This window comes from Thalassobacter stenotrophicus, from assembly GCF_001458315.1.
GTDB classification, from domain to species: Bacteria; Pseudomonadota; Alphaproteobacteria; order Rhodobacterales; family Rhodobacteraceae; genus Thalassobacter; species Thalassobacter stenotrophicus.
Genome location: NZ_CYRX01000025.1, coordinates 1 through 13,518, shown reverse-complemented (window position 1 = coordinate 13,518; position 13,518 = coordinate 1). Strand labels below are relative to the sequence as shown.

Sequence of the window (13,518 nt, the reverse complement as noted above, 5' to 3'; positions counted from 1 at the left end):
GTTATGGTCGTTTTTGCACGAAAACGTTGAAGATTTTAAACACCTCATGTAATGTATCTTAAGATTAGTTACTGATGAGGAAATCATGTTTAAAACTTTAAAAACCACTTTAGTTGCTGCGGGGATGTTGGCTGCCTCTGCGTCACTGGCATTCGCCGTGACGATCACGCAATCCAATGTCATTCCCACCACACCCGTTGCAAACCCGCTTGCGGACTCAACAACTGGCTTTGTGGCCGAGAACGTGGTGGGTAACTCCTCCGTGTTCCCGAACCAACGCCTAAGCCCATGGACAGGCATCATCAATGTCGACGATCCATCCGCACTTTACACGGCGGTTTCCCGCGACTCGACGGCGACATACAGCCTGACAGGTAACTCGATGGGCGTGGTTTCGTTCATCTGGGGCTCGCCAGACACATACAATGATCTCGAAATCACATTGTCCGGTGGCGGCGCCACGACTGTGATCAACGGTGCGGACCCTGCTCTGCAGCCGATCTTCCCTTCGCCCGGTCTTGGCCGTGGTGCGGTGCTGGTCACGATCACAGACACAACAGGTGCTGGTTTCGACTCGATCACATTCAAGTCGGTTGGTCTGCCCGCGTTTGAATTCGCTAACCTGACAATGGCTGCTGTTCCGCTGCCAGCATCCCTGCCCCTGCTGTTTGCAGGTCTGGGTGGCATCGCCTTTATGCGGAGCCGTCGCAAGAAGTCCTGATCTCAGGTCCCTCTAAAAATTATTTATGACATGCATTTTAAAGAAAGGGCGCTCCTCGGGGCGCCCTTTTTACGCTGCGGGCACTGATGGGATCAATCGTCCCTAGCCAGCCGATTGCGCATCTCCCGCAGGACCGGCACGGTCGCACGCGCCTTTTGGCGCCCGATGCTTTCGACCAAATCCACAATCAACGGCAGAAGGGCCGCCACAGCGGCATCCCGAGCCTTAATCCCGGCGGGGCTGATCGCGATCATCTTGCGACGGGCATCATCCCAGTCGGGGCGAATGTGCACGTGACCGGCCCATTCCAACTTTCCCAACGTATTGGTCATCGCCCCACGGGTGACATTAAATGTCTGAGCCAGCTGCGCGGGGGACCGCTCTTCTTGGATGTGCGCAAGGTGGTTGAGCACGGCAAAATGGCTCAACTCCATCCCCTTGGGCAGCACTTTTGACAGCCGACTGCGCAGCAGTTGATCTGCTGTGAGCATCTCCGAAAAGAGCGATACGGCGAGGTCTTCGGTGTCGGTCGTCATGCTTTTTGCTGCATTAGGGCCCGGTAAAGGGCGCATCCTTTGTGATTGAGGGCACGCGTGCGCGCGCCGCGGCCGCCTCTTCAGGCGCGATATCGCATAGGTATACACCGCATGCCTCACCCGCATCCAGCGCCACGTCGCCCCATGGCGTGACGACAAGTGAATGACCATAGGTAGCCCGCGCGCGGCCGCGCGTCGTCGGATGCGTACCGGTTTGCGCGGGCGCAATCACGAAACAGCCCGTTTCAATCGCCCGCGCCCGCAAGAGAGCATGCCAATGCGCCGCCCCCGTAACGGGCGAAAACGCAGACGGCACAGTCAAGAACGTCGCCCCCGCCTGCGCCAGCCCCCGATACAAATGCGCAAACCGCACGTCGTAGCAGATCGTCATGCCCACAGCGCCCCAAGGGGTTTGCGCAAGCACAGCCTTGTCACCCGGGCGGTAGCCTTCGCTTTCGCGGTAGGTTTCGGTCGCGGACACGTCTACGTCGAACATATGGATCTTGTCGTAGCGGGCCGTAATTTCACCAAAGGGATCAATCAGATAGGATCGGTTGGCAAAGCGCCCATCAGGGTCGTTTGTCTTGATCGCGAGTGATCCAATCAGCAGCCAAATCCCATGATCCGCCGCCGCTTTTTGCAAAGCAGGCAGGGTGGTGTCATGCTCCTCCAACTCTAGCACCTCAACCTGACGGGTACGGCTGGCGGACACACAATTGGTGACCTCTGGGGTCAGCACCCATTCGGCGCCCTGCTCAACCGCCCGCTCAATATCAGCCAGCGTGGCCGCAAGGTTGTCGGCGGGCGTATCGCTCGCGGTGGGTTGGATCAGGCCCAGCCTCATCGGGCTTCGCTACCCAGCAAGTAGCGCGTCCAGCTTTCCGGCGCGGTCCAAGGCATAAAGATCATCACATCCACCCACATGGATGTCGCCGACGAAAATTTGCGGAACGGTGTGGCCACCATGGGCCCGCGACATCATTTCTTGACGTTTTTCAGGGGTGCGCGAGACGTCGAACTCAACAAAATTCACCGACTTGGAGGACAACAGCCGCTTGGCCGCATGGCAAAAACCACATGTGGGGGAGGTATAGATTTCGACGGGTTGCATGTGCACTCCTCTCGCAGGGGCGTTGGGTTACACAGTCCTAAAGCATGGCCGCACCCAAAGGTCCAGTCGGGAGGCCACAAGGGCCATCAGGCCTGAGGTGCCGCGCGCGCCAAAACCACAATATCAACATGGGCCGCACCGGCTTGCAGTATCGTACGGGCACAGGCCCGCAACGTGGCCCCAGAGGTCAGAACGTCATCCACAATAACGACGTGACGGCCCAGAACAGCTTGCGGCTGCGCAACGACAATCGTGGCATCTAACTCCCGCGCGCGGGCATCTGCATTTAACCCACCCAGTGAGCGTGTTCGTTTCGATCGATGCAGCGCGCCCACCGCTGCCTGAGCGCCCGTCTGTTTCGCCAAAGCCTGCGCCAAAAGAGCCGCCTGGTTATAGCGTCGCTTGGCCAACCGGGTCCAATGCAGCGGGACCGGTACGAAAACGCTTTCTGTGGTGATTATGTCATGGGCAGCGCGGTGCATCATGCTCGCCGCACCCGGCGCAATATCGGTCCTGTCGGAGTGCTTGAGCGCCAAGACCAAATGCCGCCCCCGCCCTGAATAGCGCATCACCGCGCGCGCATGTCGCCATGGTGGCGGCGTGGACAAGCACGTATCGCATTGTACAGCGATATCAGCCTCCAAGCCCGGCAGAGGGGCGGCACAACTGTCGCATAGCACGCCCGTCAGAAACTCTGTCTCTCGCCAACATTCCGGGCATAAACCACCCGCCTCTGCCACCCACGCCTCACACAGAAGGCATTGCGGCGGGAAAAGCGCACGGATGACGGTTTGCAAACCCAAAGGTTTCTCCTATCTACGCTGGTTATGATGACCCAAACGCCCCGACTAACCGATGAAACCGCACTGGCCCATGCCCGTGCGCGCGCCGCCCGGCACGGTGATGTCGGCGCGTGGTTTCTGCACCACGACGCCATTGATGAGATCAAAGAAAGACTCATCGACGTTAATAGAACGTTTACAGAGCCTGCGATTGTGACCGGTGCCCCGCAAATTTGGGGCCCTGCCTTTCCTGATGCGCATATTGTGCCCGACACTGACCAGCTGGATCTGACGCCTGGTGCGCATGATCTGGTCATCCACGCGATGGCCCTGCACTGGGCCAATGACCCGGTCGGGCAGTTGGTGCAGGCGCGCCGCGCGCTCAAACCTGATGGGCTGTTGTTGTGCGTGGCCTTTGGCGGGCAAACCCTGCGCGAACTGCGCGCCGCGATGTCCGAAGCTGAAGCCGCCGAAATGGGCGGGCTATCGCCGCGGGTCGCACCGATGGGTGACATCCGTGATCTGGGCGCGCTTTTGGGGCGTGCAGGGCTGGCCCTGCCTGTGGCCGATGTGTTGACACGCGCCGTAACCTACCGCGATCTGACCCACCTGATCGGTGACCTGCGCGCCATGGGCGAGACCAACGCGCTGGCCGATCGACACAAAACACCGCCCAAACGTGGCCTTTTCCCACGAGCGGCCCATATTTATAGCCAAGCCTTTCCCGCAGAGGGCGGTCGCATCCAGGCGACCTTTGAGCTGGCCTTTCTAACCGGCTGGGCACCCTCTGCCGATCAACCCAAACCGCTGCGCCCCGGCTCGGCAACCGCCCGCCTTGCTGACGCGCTTGGCACCGTCGAGTATACTGAGACAAGCTACCCCCCACCGGAGACGACATGAAAGACGCGATGCATTCCCCAAGCAACACCCTGCCCGACTTCAAGCCCGACGGCTCGCTGACCCATGCCGATGCGGATCACCCAAAGGTGAAGTTTGGCAAAGTCGGTGTGCTGCTGGCCAATCTGGGCACGCCGGATCACTATACATACTGGCCCATGCGCCGCTACCTGGGTGAGTTCCTGAGCGACCGCCGCGTCATCGATTATTCCCCTTGGCTGTGGCAGCCGCTGTTGCAGCTCGTGATCTTGACCAAGCGGCCCTTTAGCTCTGGTGCGGCGTACAAATCCATCTGGAACGAGGACAAAGGCGAAAGCCCCTTGGCCACAATCACCAAAGCGCAAACCGCAAAAATGGCGCAGAGGATGGCCGAAAGCTTTGGCGACCGCGTGGTGGTGGATTATTGCATGCGCTACGGCAACCCATCGACCAAATCCAAGGTCGAGCAGATGCTGGCCGCTGGCTGTGATAAGATCTTGTTTTTCCCGCTTTATCCGCAATACGCAGGTGCCACGAGCGCCACGGCAAACGACCAGTTTTTCCGCGCGTTGATGGCCCCCAAGTGGCAACCAGCAGTGCGCACAATCTCTGCGTATTCGAGCGACCCGCGCTATATCGAGGCCCTCGCGCAATCCGTAGAACGCGCCTACGCCAACATCGAAGACCGACCTGACATCTTGGTCTGTTCCTATCACGGCGTGCCAAAACGGTACCTGATGGAGGGTGACCCCTACCACTGCCAGTGCCAGAAAACGACGCGTCTGCTGCGCGAACGGTTGGGCTGGGACAAGAGCGAGATTATGACGACCTTCCAGTCGAAATTCGGTCCTGAAGAATGGCTGAAGCCCTACACGGTCAAAGAGGTCGCGCGCCTTGCGGAAGAGGACGGCAAGAAGAAGATCGCCGTCATCGCGCCCGCGTTCTCAGCCGACTGCATCGAGACACTGGAAGAGATCAACGAGGAGATCAAAGAGAGCTTTGAAGAGGCCGGCGGTGAGCAATTCACCTATATCCCATGCCTGAACGATGACGATGTCCACATGGATGCTCTCGCGGACATCGTACGCGATAACCTTGGTGGCTGGGTCTAAATCCCGATCGGCTGACTACGAAACGTGGTCAGCCAGCCCCCACTGGGCGCCCCGTGAATATCCGAGAACCGACCCGGACCTGCATCAGTTTGTTGGGAAGCAGCTTCACGAAGATGCCCTGCACGGATACGGTCGATCCAATCATTATGGTTTTGATCATTGTGCAGGCTCCTCCTCAACCTCACAAACGTTATAGTGCCCACAAGTTAAGCATCTATTAATTTAAGTTCCGATCGCTCGCCTTTTGCGCGTATTTTTGCCGATTTAAACGCATCTGCGCATAGTTCAGAGGCACATCTAGTATGCACACCGGCCACTATCGCCTTATTTTGAGGCACCCGCTGCAGTATTAGGCATACACATTTACTCACGCCTAAATCGATTCAGGTCGGTTAAATGTCCGTGAATTTTGAAACTGCGGCCTACAGCCAATCCCGCAGGATCGGGATGAGCGGCACATCAGCCGCAGGCATTGGATAATCCTTTAAAGCGTTGGGCCGAACCCATTTTAGCGCCTGGCCTTCACGGGATTGGGCCTGCCCCTCCCACTTGCGGCAGGCAAACAGAGGCATCAAGAGGTGAAAATCCTCATAAGTATGACTGGCAAACGTTAACGGCGCCAAGCAGGACGACCACGTGTTGATGCCCAGTTCTTCCTCTAGTTCCCGCACCAATGCGGCTTCGGGCGTCTCACCGGGCTCAACCTTGCCCCCTGGAAATTCCCACAGACCCGCCATGCTTTTGCCTTCGGGGCGTTGCCCCAACAAAACCCGCCCATCGACATCAATCAACGCGACGGCCGAAACCAAAACGACCTTCATACTATTCCCCTAAATCCGGATCAGGACCGGTAGTCTGCGTTTATCTCGACGTAGCGATACGTCAAATCGCAGGTCCACATTGTATCGCGCGCAGCCCCAACGCCGAGATCGACCGCGACAGTGATCTGGTCGTTTTTCATATAGGCGGCGCCTGCTTCCTCGGTGTACTCGGGGCTGACCCAGCCTTTTTCCGCGACCACGATATCGCCGAACCGGATCGTAAGCGTGTCGCGGTCCGCAACCGCGCCCGACTTGCCCACGGCCATCACGATGCGCCCCCAGTTGGGGTCTTCGCCAGCGATCGCTGTCTTCACAAGGGGTGAATTCGCGATCGCAGAGGCCACTTTGCGGGCATCCGCTTCGCTTGCGGCACCGGTGACTTGGACCTCAACCAGCTTGGTCGCGCCCTCACCGTCGCGCACCACCTGCAAGGCAAGATCATGCATCACGGTGTGCAAAGCAGCTTCAAACGCGGCGGCTTCAGGTATTGTGAGGTCGTCGATCATCGCATGTTCAGCCACACCAGTCGCAGCGAGCATCAAGCTATCGGAGGTAGAGGTGTCGCTATCAACCGTAATCGCATTGAACGTCCGGTCCGTAAGACGCGCCAACATAGCCTGCAAGGTGGGCTGTGCAATCGCAGCATCGGTGAAGATATAGACCAACATCGTGGCCATATCCGGCGCAATCATGCCTGAGCCTTTGGCGATACCCACAACCTGCACGGGCGTGCCCGCAATGTCGGCCGTCGCCTTAGCGCCTTTGGCAAAAGTATCGGTCGTCATGATTGCAGCGGCGGCTTGGGCCACACCATCCGGATGCAGCGCATCGACCAATTCCGTGACCTTCGCAGTGATCCGATCATGTGGCAAACGCTGCCCAATCACCCCGGTTGAGGCCGTAAAGACCCGGTCCACAGGCAACGCCAAGCCTTGCGCCACCGCATCACAAATCGCCGCGACTGATGCATCGCCCGCCGCCCCTGTGAACGCATTGGAGTTGCCGGAATTCACGATGATTGCGGCCCCTGCGTCAGGCGCGCTACCGATCTTGGCCTGACAATCCAGCACGTTCGCCGACCGCGTGGCAGAACGCGTGAACACGCCAGCCACCGCTGTTCCCGGCGCCAATTCCGCCAGCATCACATCCGTGCGGCCCGCGTATTTAACACCCGCCGCAGCCGTGGCAAAGCGCACACCGGGCACAATGGGCAATTCCGGAAATGCGGCAGGCGCCAAGGGGGAGACCAACGGCCCCTTTGGCGCCTCTAACGCGCGGCGAAGGCGTTTAACTTCGGCCTTCAGCGCCTTGATTTTCTGTTTTTTCTTCGACATCTCAGGACGCTCAACCGTTTTCATGGGCTTTAGTCAGCGATCAGATCGCTGTTGCGGACAAGGGCGGGATCAATTTCCACTTCGGCGCGCACGACCGTCGACGCAGCCATCGCGCCCTCAACGGCGGCCGCCACACGTGCTTCCCGTACAGACTCGGCCAGTGCATCCCGAACCTCATCAAAGGTCGGGCCTCCAACTTCCCGCTGGTCATTCAGTATCAGGACATGCCAGCCGAACTGGGTCTCAACGGGCGCGGACACCTCGCCTACCTCAAGTGCCTGCACCGCGGCCTCAAAGGGGGGCACCATCTGGCCCAAACCAAACCAGCCCAAGTTGCCGCCGTTGGGCCCCGACGGGCCAGTCGAGAAGGTTTTCGCCAGTTCCACGAAATCCGCACCCTCAGCCAATTGGCTCACCAACGACGCAGCTTCCGCCTCGGTTCCGACCAAAATATGAGAGGCGTTGAACTCTGGCGTGGGCTCCGCGTTACCGAATTGCGCTTCATATTGGGCACGCAGGTCGGCTTCGCTTACTTCGCCGCTGCCGGCCTGGTCCACCACGAAATTCGCGATAAGCGCGGTTTCCTGCGCCTCTAGCGACAGACGCAACGCCCGGCTCATATCGTCGCGCACGCCCGATGCCAGTGCTTCCTGACGGATCAATTGCTCCAACAACCCGTTATAAAGCTGCTCATCGGGCAACTGCTGAAACTGGGCAGGCAGATTATCGGCAACCGCAATAATATGGCCAAGGGTGATGTCCTTGCCGTTCACCGTCACAAGAACTGTGTCGGCATCCTGCGCCACGGCGGGAGCAGTAAGAAAGGCGATCATGGCGGCAGAAGCGAGAAGATGTTTCATGAAGATCCTTTGAGGTTTGGAACCGCGCGGTGCGCAGGTGATAGTGTCAATCCTGCGCACATGTCGGGTTCGTCACGTTGACAGCCCATAGACAGCCGCTTATGTGCCGATAGACGAAGTCAGTCCGCCCTTATCAACAGCGCTCATGTCATTGATACTGGTCACGCGCGACAGGGACAAGCGGACTGTCACCAAACTTTTCGCACGCATGCGATTGCGTGCAACTTACGATTGGGGATGCGACGCTGATGTTGGGGATGGGAACTATTGCCAAAAAGGTTTTTGGCACGCCGAACGATCGCAAAGTAAAAGCAACCCGCAAGATTGTCGCTCAAATCAATGCGCTGGAGCCTGAATTTCAGGCCCTGTCAGACGAAGAGATCATCGCACGCACCCGCACATTGCAAGAGCGGGCCCAGAACGGCGAAAGCCTGGATGCGCTACTGCCCGAAGCTTTTGCCAACTGCCGCGAAGGGGCGCGACGCGCGCTTGGCCTGCGCGCCTTTGACGTACAGCTCTTAGGCGGGATTTTCCTGCACGAAGGCAACATCGCCGAGATGAAAACCGGTGAGGGCAAGACCCTCATGTCCACCCTGCCCGCGTACCTGAATGCGCTTGCGGGCAAGGGCGTCCACGTCGTGACCGTTAACGATTATCTCGCAAAACGTGACGCCGAATGGATGGGCAAAGTGTTCGCGCAATTGGGCATGACCACCGGCGTCGTTTACCCCCAGCAGCCCGAGGCCGAAAAGCAAGCGGCCTACGCGGCGGACATCACATACGCGACCAACAACGAGTTGGGTTTTGACTACCTGCGCGACAACATGCGCGCCAACAAATCAGATATGGCGCAGCGCGGGCATTTCTTTGCCATCGTGGATGAAGTCGACTCAATCCTGATCGATGAGGCGCGGACACCACTGGTGATCTCGGGCCCCTCTGAGGATCGCTCTGACCTATACATCAAGGTAAACGAACTGATCCCACAGGTCCGCGAAGAGCATTACACGCTCGACGAAAAGACCCGGAACGTGACCTTTACTGACGAAGGCAACGAATTCCTTGAGGAGATCCTTCACGAAGCTGGTCTTCTGGATGCCGAGCAGTCCCTGTACGATCCCGAAAGCGTCACACTGGTGCATCACGTCAATCAGGGTCTGCGCGCGCACAAGCTGTTCTTGAAAGACACACAATATATCGTGCGCAACAACGAGGTCGTTTTGATCGACGAATTCACGGGCCGCATGATGGCCGGGCGACGTTTGGGCGACGGTCTACACCAAGCGATTGAGGCAAAAGAAGGCTGCCAAATTCAGCCCGAAAACGTGACACTCGCCTCGGTGACGTTCCAGAACTATTTCCGCCTGTACAACACACTGTCCGGCATGACCGGGACGGCGGCGACCGAGGCCGAAGAATTCGCGTCCATCTACGGATTGGGCGTGATCGAAGTGCCCACCAACAAGCCCATCGCACGTGTAGACGAGCACGATCAAATCTATCGCACGGCACAAGAAAAATTCGGCGCCGTGGTAATTTCGATCAAAGAAGCGAACGCCAAGGGCCAGCCCGTTTTGGTCGGCACCACTTCGATCGAAAAATCAGAAATGCTGAGCCAGTTGCTGACCAAAGAGGGCATCGCGCACAACGTTTTGAACGCTCGCCAGCACGAGCAAGAAGCCCAAATCGTAGCGGACGCAGGCAAACTGGGTCAGGTCACTATTGCCACCAACATGGCGGGCCGTGGCACCGACATCCAACTGGGTGGCAACGTCGAAATGCGCGTTTTGCAGGCCATGGCTGACCCCCCCGACGCCGATCCTGCGGAAACCCGTGCCCGGATCGAAGCCGAAGTCGCTGAGGAAAAGCAGAAGGTTCTGGATGCGGGCGGGCTATTTGTGCTTGCCACGGAGCGCCACGAAAGCCGCCGGATTGATAACCAGCTGCGCGGCCGTTCAGGCCGTCAGGGTGATCCCGGTCGGTCCAGCTTTTTTCTCTCACTTGATGATGACCTGATGCGGATTTTCGGCTCTGAAAGGCTGGAAAAAGTGCTCTCAACGCTTGGGATGAAAGAGGGTGAGGCCATCGTGCACCCTTGGGTCAACAAGTCGCTTGAAAAGGCACAGGCCAAGGTCGAGGGCCGTAACTTTGATATCCGCAAACAGTTGTTGAAGTTCGACGACGTCATGAATGACCAGCGTAAAGCGGTGTTTGAGCAGCGTCTTGAGATCATGGAAGCCGAGGATATCTCGGAAGTGGCGCGCGACATGCGTCATGAGGTGATCGACGACCTGATCGACCTGCATATGCCCCCTCGCAGCTATTCGGAGCAGTGGGATACCGAGGCTCTGAACGCTGATATCACGGCACATCTGAACATCGATATGCCGGTCAAAGACTGGGCCGAAGAAGACGGCGTGGACCAAGATGTCATGCGTGAGCGGATCGTAAAAGCGGCCGACGAATACATGGCTGCGAAGGCGGCTCAGTTTGGCCCCGATGCGATGCGCACCATCGAAAAGCAGGTGCTTTTGCAGACGATTGATAGCAAATGGCGCGAGCATCTTTTGATGCTGGAACAATTGCGCTCAGTTGTGGGCTTCCGCGGCTATGCGCAGCGCGACCCTCTGAATGAGTATAAAACCGAAGGCTTCCAGCTCTTTGCCTCGATGCTTGATAGTCTGCGCGCCGAGGTGACAAAGATTTTGTCGACCATCCGCCCCCGCACGGAGGAAGAGCAAAAAGCCCTGATCGCGCAGCTTATGGCGCAGCAAGCCGCCCAACAGGCTGCCGCATCAGGAAACGCCCCGGCAGAGGCGGCTGACGGAGCCGAAGCTGCGGCACCGGACTTTAACGAGAACGATCAAAGCACTTGGGGAAATCCAAGCCGCAACGACAAATGCCCCTGCGGGTCAGGCAAAAAGTTCAAGCACTGTCACGGGCGCATATAAATCTGTTTAATAACAGTGATTTAACAATCAATTGCAAAGCATAAAATGTTATGCAAATGGCGATTTTGCATAGGTTGTTAGGCATTTGTTAGGCAAAACTGAGGGTGAGTTTGAAGAAAAGCTGCTTGACGGAAGGGTGCTGCTGTTCTCGCGCAATGGCATCTTTCAAGTGCGTTTGTACAAAGGTAAGCGTCAGTACATCTACAAAAGCCTTAAGACACGAGACTTGGCTAAGGCACGTGATTTGGCAGTACGTGCGCACTACGAGTTAGAGTTCCGCAAAGAAGAACAGCTACCACTGCAGATTAAACGTTTCAGTGATGTGCTCAACGAATATGCCAAACTGCGTGAGAGCCAAAACGCACGTGGCACTTACAAACACAGTAACAAAGCCAATCAACAGCAAACCAGTGATTACATGCTGCGTCAGATAGTGCGTGTGAGCAAGTTCTGGCACGAGTATTGTGGCAAGAAGCCTGTTGATAAGATAGATAACGCACTGCTGCGTGACTATGTGGATTGGCGACGTGACTACTATCATCGCATGCCAGTTGAACAGCGTCCAAAGAACCACAGCTTAAATCCAGCAGATAAAACACTTGAGTGGGAAACAACCTTTGCGCTCACTGTGCTGAAGTTTGCACAAGAACGTGGATACAGAGGTAACAAACCAACACCAACGTTTAGGCACAAAGCACAGCGTACTAAAACACGCCCAGCATTCACACTGCGTGAATACAGTGTGCTGTACAAAGGTATTAGGCGCTGGATGCATGAGGAGAAAGACAATGCTCGTTGGCGCTACACACGTGAGCTACTGCGTGACTATGTGCTTGTCCTTGCCAACAGTGGCATGCGTGTAGGCGAAGCTAACAACCTACGTATTGGCGACTTAGAGCGATTTACAGACGAACGTGGTAGAGAAAACTACGCATTTAACGTCAACGGTAAGACTGGAAAGCGTTATGTTATTCTACGTGCTAACGCTGCAAGATATGTGGAACGTACACTTGAACGCAATTCTCGTTGGCAAGAAGAGTGGGCACGTACAGCAGCAGTTGGTGCAAAACAACACAGTCGTAAAACAGCACAGCATGATGATTGGCTGTTTAGAATGCCAGATGGCAACAAGATTATCACGCTAATTGATCAATTTAACGAAGTTCTTAAGCGTGAAAATATCACCCATAATGCTGATGGTGAGAAATACACGCTGTACAGCCTAAGGCACTTTTACGCTGTGCAGATGCTGAGACATGGCAAAGTTAATGTGTTTGATATCGCCCGTAACATGGGCACCAGTGTGCAGATTATTGAAAGTTACTACGGCAAACACGCTACTGCGCAGGAATTGGCTACGAGGCTGGGTGGATAAAAGGGTAGGTTCGAACCTACCCTTTTGAATGTTATAGCTTGTTGCTTGTAATCTCTGGCTCAACCATTGTGGTGGCTGGTGGTGTGCAAGCTGACACAGCGATTACGCTGCAGAGGATGAGTAGTGAGCTGATTTTACGCATACTGATGTCCTATCTATTGAGTTCCAAAAAGATACTAATCCAATGCCCTAATCAAAGCAACTCCACAGCATTTGCCATCTGCTCATCATTCACATCAATATACCTTTGTGTGACAGCTATTGAGCTGTGCCCAGCAAGTTCAGCCAACACACGAACTCCAATTCCCTTGTTCGCCAAACGTGTGATGAATGTTCTGCGAGGACTGTGGCTGCTTGCGCCTTGCAATCCACATGCGTGGAATATGTTGAGGAACAGCTGACACATGGTGTTGGCACTAAAGTGTCCCCCTTTCTGACTGCGGAACAATGGCGCTGCAGCGTCTACGCAGCGTGTACAGTGCTGATACTCAGCAAGTGCTTGGCTAAGCTGCTTGTTTACAAACACTGTGCGTATACATGCGCCTTTGGTTTGTGTCTTTGACAGTGTGAACTGGCTGCGTGGCTTTTGTTCCTCGTCAAACACATCACCAAAGCGCAGTGCTGCAACTTCCTTTGCCCTTAGCCCTGTGTTCATCGCCAACAGCAGTATCGTTTTGTCACGCACCGTATGTTTGCGAGTTGCGCAGTAGCGTAAGGCTCGCTTCAGCTGAGCGTCTGTGAGTGTCTTAGCTTGTGCCATATCAACCTCAAATATCACGTTGGTTAAGCACAAGCGTAAAGTCTGATATTGCAGATGAGCAACCACAATACTGAGATTAACAATCCTGTTCGATAACAGTTGGTTATGTGTAAATATCAGACAATACATATTCTATGACATTTGAGTTTGAGCCATAGCTGTTCATTTTACAGTTTGTATTTGCATTTGGATTTTTGTTTGCGTCACTGCTACGCAGTTCCACAGTAAGCGGTGTTTCCGCCCCACACTTACGGCATAGTGCGTGATCTGCGATTCAGA

14 protein-coding genes are annotated in these 13,518 nt (G+C 56.1%); 5 read left to right on the top strand and 9 right to left on the bottom strand.

Annotation, left to right across the window (positions count from 1 at the left end; all coding sequences use genetic code 11):
* Positions 1 to 85 precede the first annotated feature (85 nt).
* Positions 86 to 721 (top strand): VPLPA-CTERM sorting domain-containing protein, encoded by a 636-nt coding sequence (locus THS5294_RS07130; protein ID WP_058123206.1) that lies wholly within the window; start codon positions 86 to 88, stop codon positions 719 to 721.
* 92 nt (positions 722 to 813) lie between these two features.
* Here THS5294_RS07130 and THS5294_RS07125 read toward each other — a convergent pair whose 3' ends face one another.
* From THS5294_RS07125 to THS5294_RS07110, 4 genes are all read right to left on the bottom strand, one after another.
* Positions 814 to 1,257, bottom strand: a complete 444-nt coding sequence (locus THS5294_RS07125) for a MarR family winged helix-turn-helix transcriptional regulator (protein ID WP_058123205.1) — start codon at positions 1,255 to 1,257, stop codon at positions 814 to 816.
* 13 nt (positions 1,258 to 1,270) lie between these two features.
* Positions 1,271 to 2,101, bottom strand: a complete 831-nt coding sequence (locus THS5294_RS07120; protein WP_058123204.1) for a carbon-nitrogen hydrolase family protein — start codon at positions 2,099 to 2,101, stop codon at positions 1,271 to 1,273.
* 9 nt (positions 2,102 to 2,110) lie between these two features.
* A complete protein-coding gene (gene grxC / locus THS5294_RS07115) occupies positions 2,111 to 2,368 on the bottom strand; it encodes a glutaredoxin 3 (protein WP_038006295.1) in 258 nt (85 codons plus the stop codon).
* 86 nt (positions 2,369 to 2,454) lie between these two features.
* A complete protein-coding gene (locus THS5294_RS07110) occupies positions 2,455 to 3,171 on the bottom strand; it encodes a ComF family protein (protein ID WP_058123203.1) in 717 nt (238 codons plus the stop codon).
* 27 nt (positions 3,172 to 3,198) lie between these two features.
* Here THS5294_RS07110 and THS5294_RS07105 point away from each other — a divergent pair, with 27 nt between their 5' ends.
* Positions 3,199 to 4,050, top strand: coding sequence for a methyltransferase domain-containing protein (locus tag THS5294_RS07105; RefSeq protein ID WP_058123458.1), 852 nt, complete (start codon positions 3,199 to 3,201; stop codon positions 4,048 to 4,050).
* A gap of 8 nt (positions 4,051 to 4,058) precedes the next feature.
* The gene (gene hemH, locus THS5294_RS07100; protein WP_058123457.1) at positions 4,059 to 5,138 is read left to right on the top strand and encodes a ferrochelatase; all 1,080 of its coding nucleotides are present in this window, start codon (positions 4,059 to 4,061) and stop codon (positions 5,136 to 5,138) included.
* A gap of 28 nt (positions 5,139 to 5,166) precedes the next feature.
* On the opposite strand, the gene THS5294_RS18690 is transcribed toward hemH, so the two are convergent.
* From THS5294_RS18690 to THS5294_RS07085, 4 genes are all read right to left on the bottom strand, one after another.
* Positions 5,167 to 5,298: a hypothetical protein gene (locus tag THS5294_RS18690; RefSeq protein ID WP_255347910.1), complete on the bottom strand. Its 132-nt coding sequence runs from the start codon at positions 5,296 to 5,298 to the stop codon at positions 5,167 to 5,169.
* Positions 5,299 to 5,560: 262 nt separating this feature from the next.
* Positions 5,561 to 5,959 (bottom strand): 8-oxo-dGTP diphosphatase MutT, encoded by a 399-nt coding sequence (gene mutT, locus THS5294_RS07095; protein ID WP_058123202.1) that lies wholly within the window; start codon positions 5,957 to 5,959, stop codon positions 5,561 to 5,563.
* Between the two features lie 20 nt (positions 5,960 to 5,979).
* Entirely contained in the window at positions 5,980 to 7,317 is a 1,338-nt protein-coding gene (gene argJ / locus THS5294_RS07090; RefSeq protein WP_233486430.1) for a bifunctional glutamate N-acetyltransferase/amino-acid acetyltransferase ArgJ, read from the bottom strand.
* 5 nt (positions 7,318 to 7,322) lie between these two features.
* Positions 7,323 to 8,153 carry a peptidylprolyl isomerase gene (locus tag THS5294_RS07085; protein WP_058123201.1) on the bottom strand — a complete coding sequence of 277 codons (831 nt, stop codon included), beginning with the start codon at positions 8,151 to 8,153 and terminating at the stop codon, positions 7,323 to 7,325.
* A gap of 248 nt (positions 8,154 to 8,401) precedes the next feature.
* Between THS5294_RS07085 and secA the strand changes: the two genes are divergently transcribed.
* Together secA and THS5294_RS07075 are read left to right on the top strand one after the other, a co-directional pair.
* Positions 8,402 to 11,104 (top strand): preprotein translocase subunit SecA, encoded by a 2,703-nt coding sequence (gene secA, locus THS5294_RS07080; RefSeq protein ID WP_058123200.1) that lies wholly within the window; start codon positions 8,402 to 8,404, stop codon positions 11,102 to 11,104.
* An 85-nt stretch (positions 11,105 to 11,189) separates the two neighbouring features.
* Positions 11,190 to 12,479, top strand: a complete 1,290-nt coding sequence (locus tag THS5294_RS07075; RefSeq protein ID WP_058123199.1) for a tyrosine-type recombinase/integrase — start codon at positions 11,190 to 11,192, stop codon at positions 12,477 to 12,479.
* A 193-nt stretch (positions 12,480 to 12,672) separates the two neighbouring features.
* On the opposite strand, the gene THS5294_RS07070 is transcribed toward THS5294_RS07075, so the two are convergent.
* A complete protein-coding gene (locus THS5294_RS07070) occupies positions 12,673 to 13,239 on the bottom strand; it encodes a tyrosine-type recombinase/integrase (protein WP_058123455.1) in 567 nt (188 codons plus the stop codon).
* Between the last annotated feature and the right edge of the window lie 279 nt (positions 13,240 to 13,518).

What these genes read in the sequence shown, in the direction of transcription:
- THS5294_RS07130 (WP_058123206.1), top strand. Translation starts at nt 86, where the DNA reads ATGTTTAAAACTTTAAAAACCACTTTAGTTGCTGCGGGGATGTTGGCT.
- THS5294_RS07070 (WP_058123455.1), bottom strand. Translation starts at nt 13,239, where the DNA reads ATGGCACAAGCTAAGACACTCACAGACGCTCAGCTGAAGCGAGCCTTA.
- THS5294_RS18690 (WP_255347910.1), bottom strand. Translation starts at nt 5,298, where the DNA reads ATGATCAAAACCATAATGATTGGATCGACCGTATCCGTGCAGGGCATC.
- mutT (WP_058123202.1), bottom strand. Translation starts at nt 5,959, where the DNA reads ATGAAGGTCGTTTTGGTTTCGGCCGTCGCGTTGATTGATGTCGATGGG.
- argJ (WP_233486430.1), bottom strand. Translation starts at nt 7,317, where the DNA reads ATGAAAACGGTTGAGCGTCCTGAGATGTCGAAGAAAAAACAGAAAATC.
- THS5294_RS07125 (WP_058123205.1), bottom strand. Translation starts at nt 1,257, where the DNA reads ATGACGACCGACACCGAAGACCTCGCCGTATCGCTCTTTTCGGAGATG.
- secA (WP_058123200.1), top strand. Translation starts at nt 8,402, where the DNA reads ATGTTGGGGATGGGAACTATTGCCAAAAAGGTTTTTGGCACGCCGAAC.
- hemH (WP_058123457.1), top strand. Translation starts at nt 4,059, where the DNA reads ATGCATTCCCCAAGCAACACCCTGCCCGACTTCAAGCCCGACGGCTCG.
- THS5294_RS07085 (WP_058123201.1), bottom strand. Translation starts at nt 8,153, where the DNA reads ATGAAACATCTTCTCGCTTCTGCCGCCATGATCGCCTTTCTTACTGCT.
- THS5294_RS07105 (WP_058123458.1), top strand. Translation starts at nt 3,199, where the DNA reads ATGACCCAAACGCCCCGACTAACCGATGAAACCGCACTGGCCCATGCC.
- grxC (WP_038006295.1), bottom strand. Translation starts at nt 2,368, where the DNA reads ATGCAACCCGTCGAAATCTATACCTCCCCCACATGTGGTTTTTGCCAT.
- THS5294_RS07120 (WP_058123204.1), bottom strand. Translation starts at nt 2,101, where the DNA reads ATGAGGCTGGGCCTGATCCAACCCACCGCGAGCGATACGCCCGCCGAC.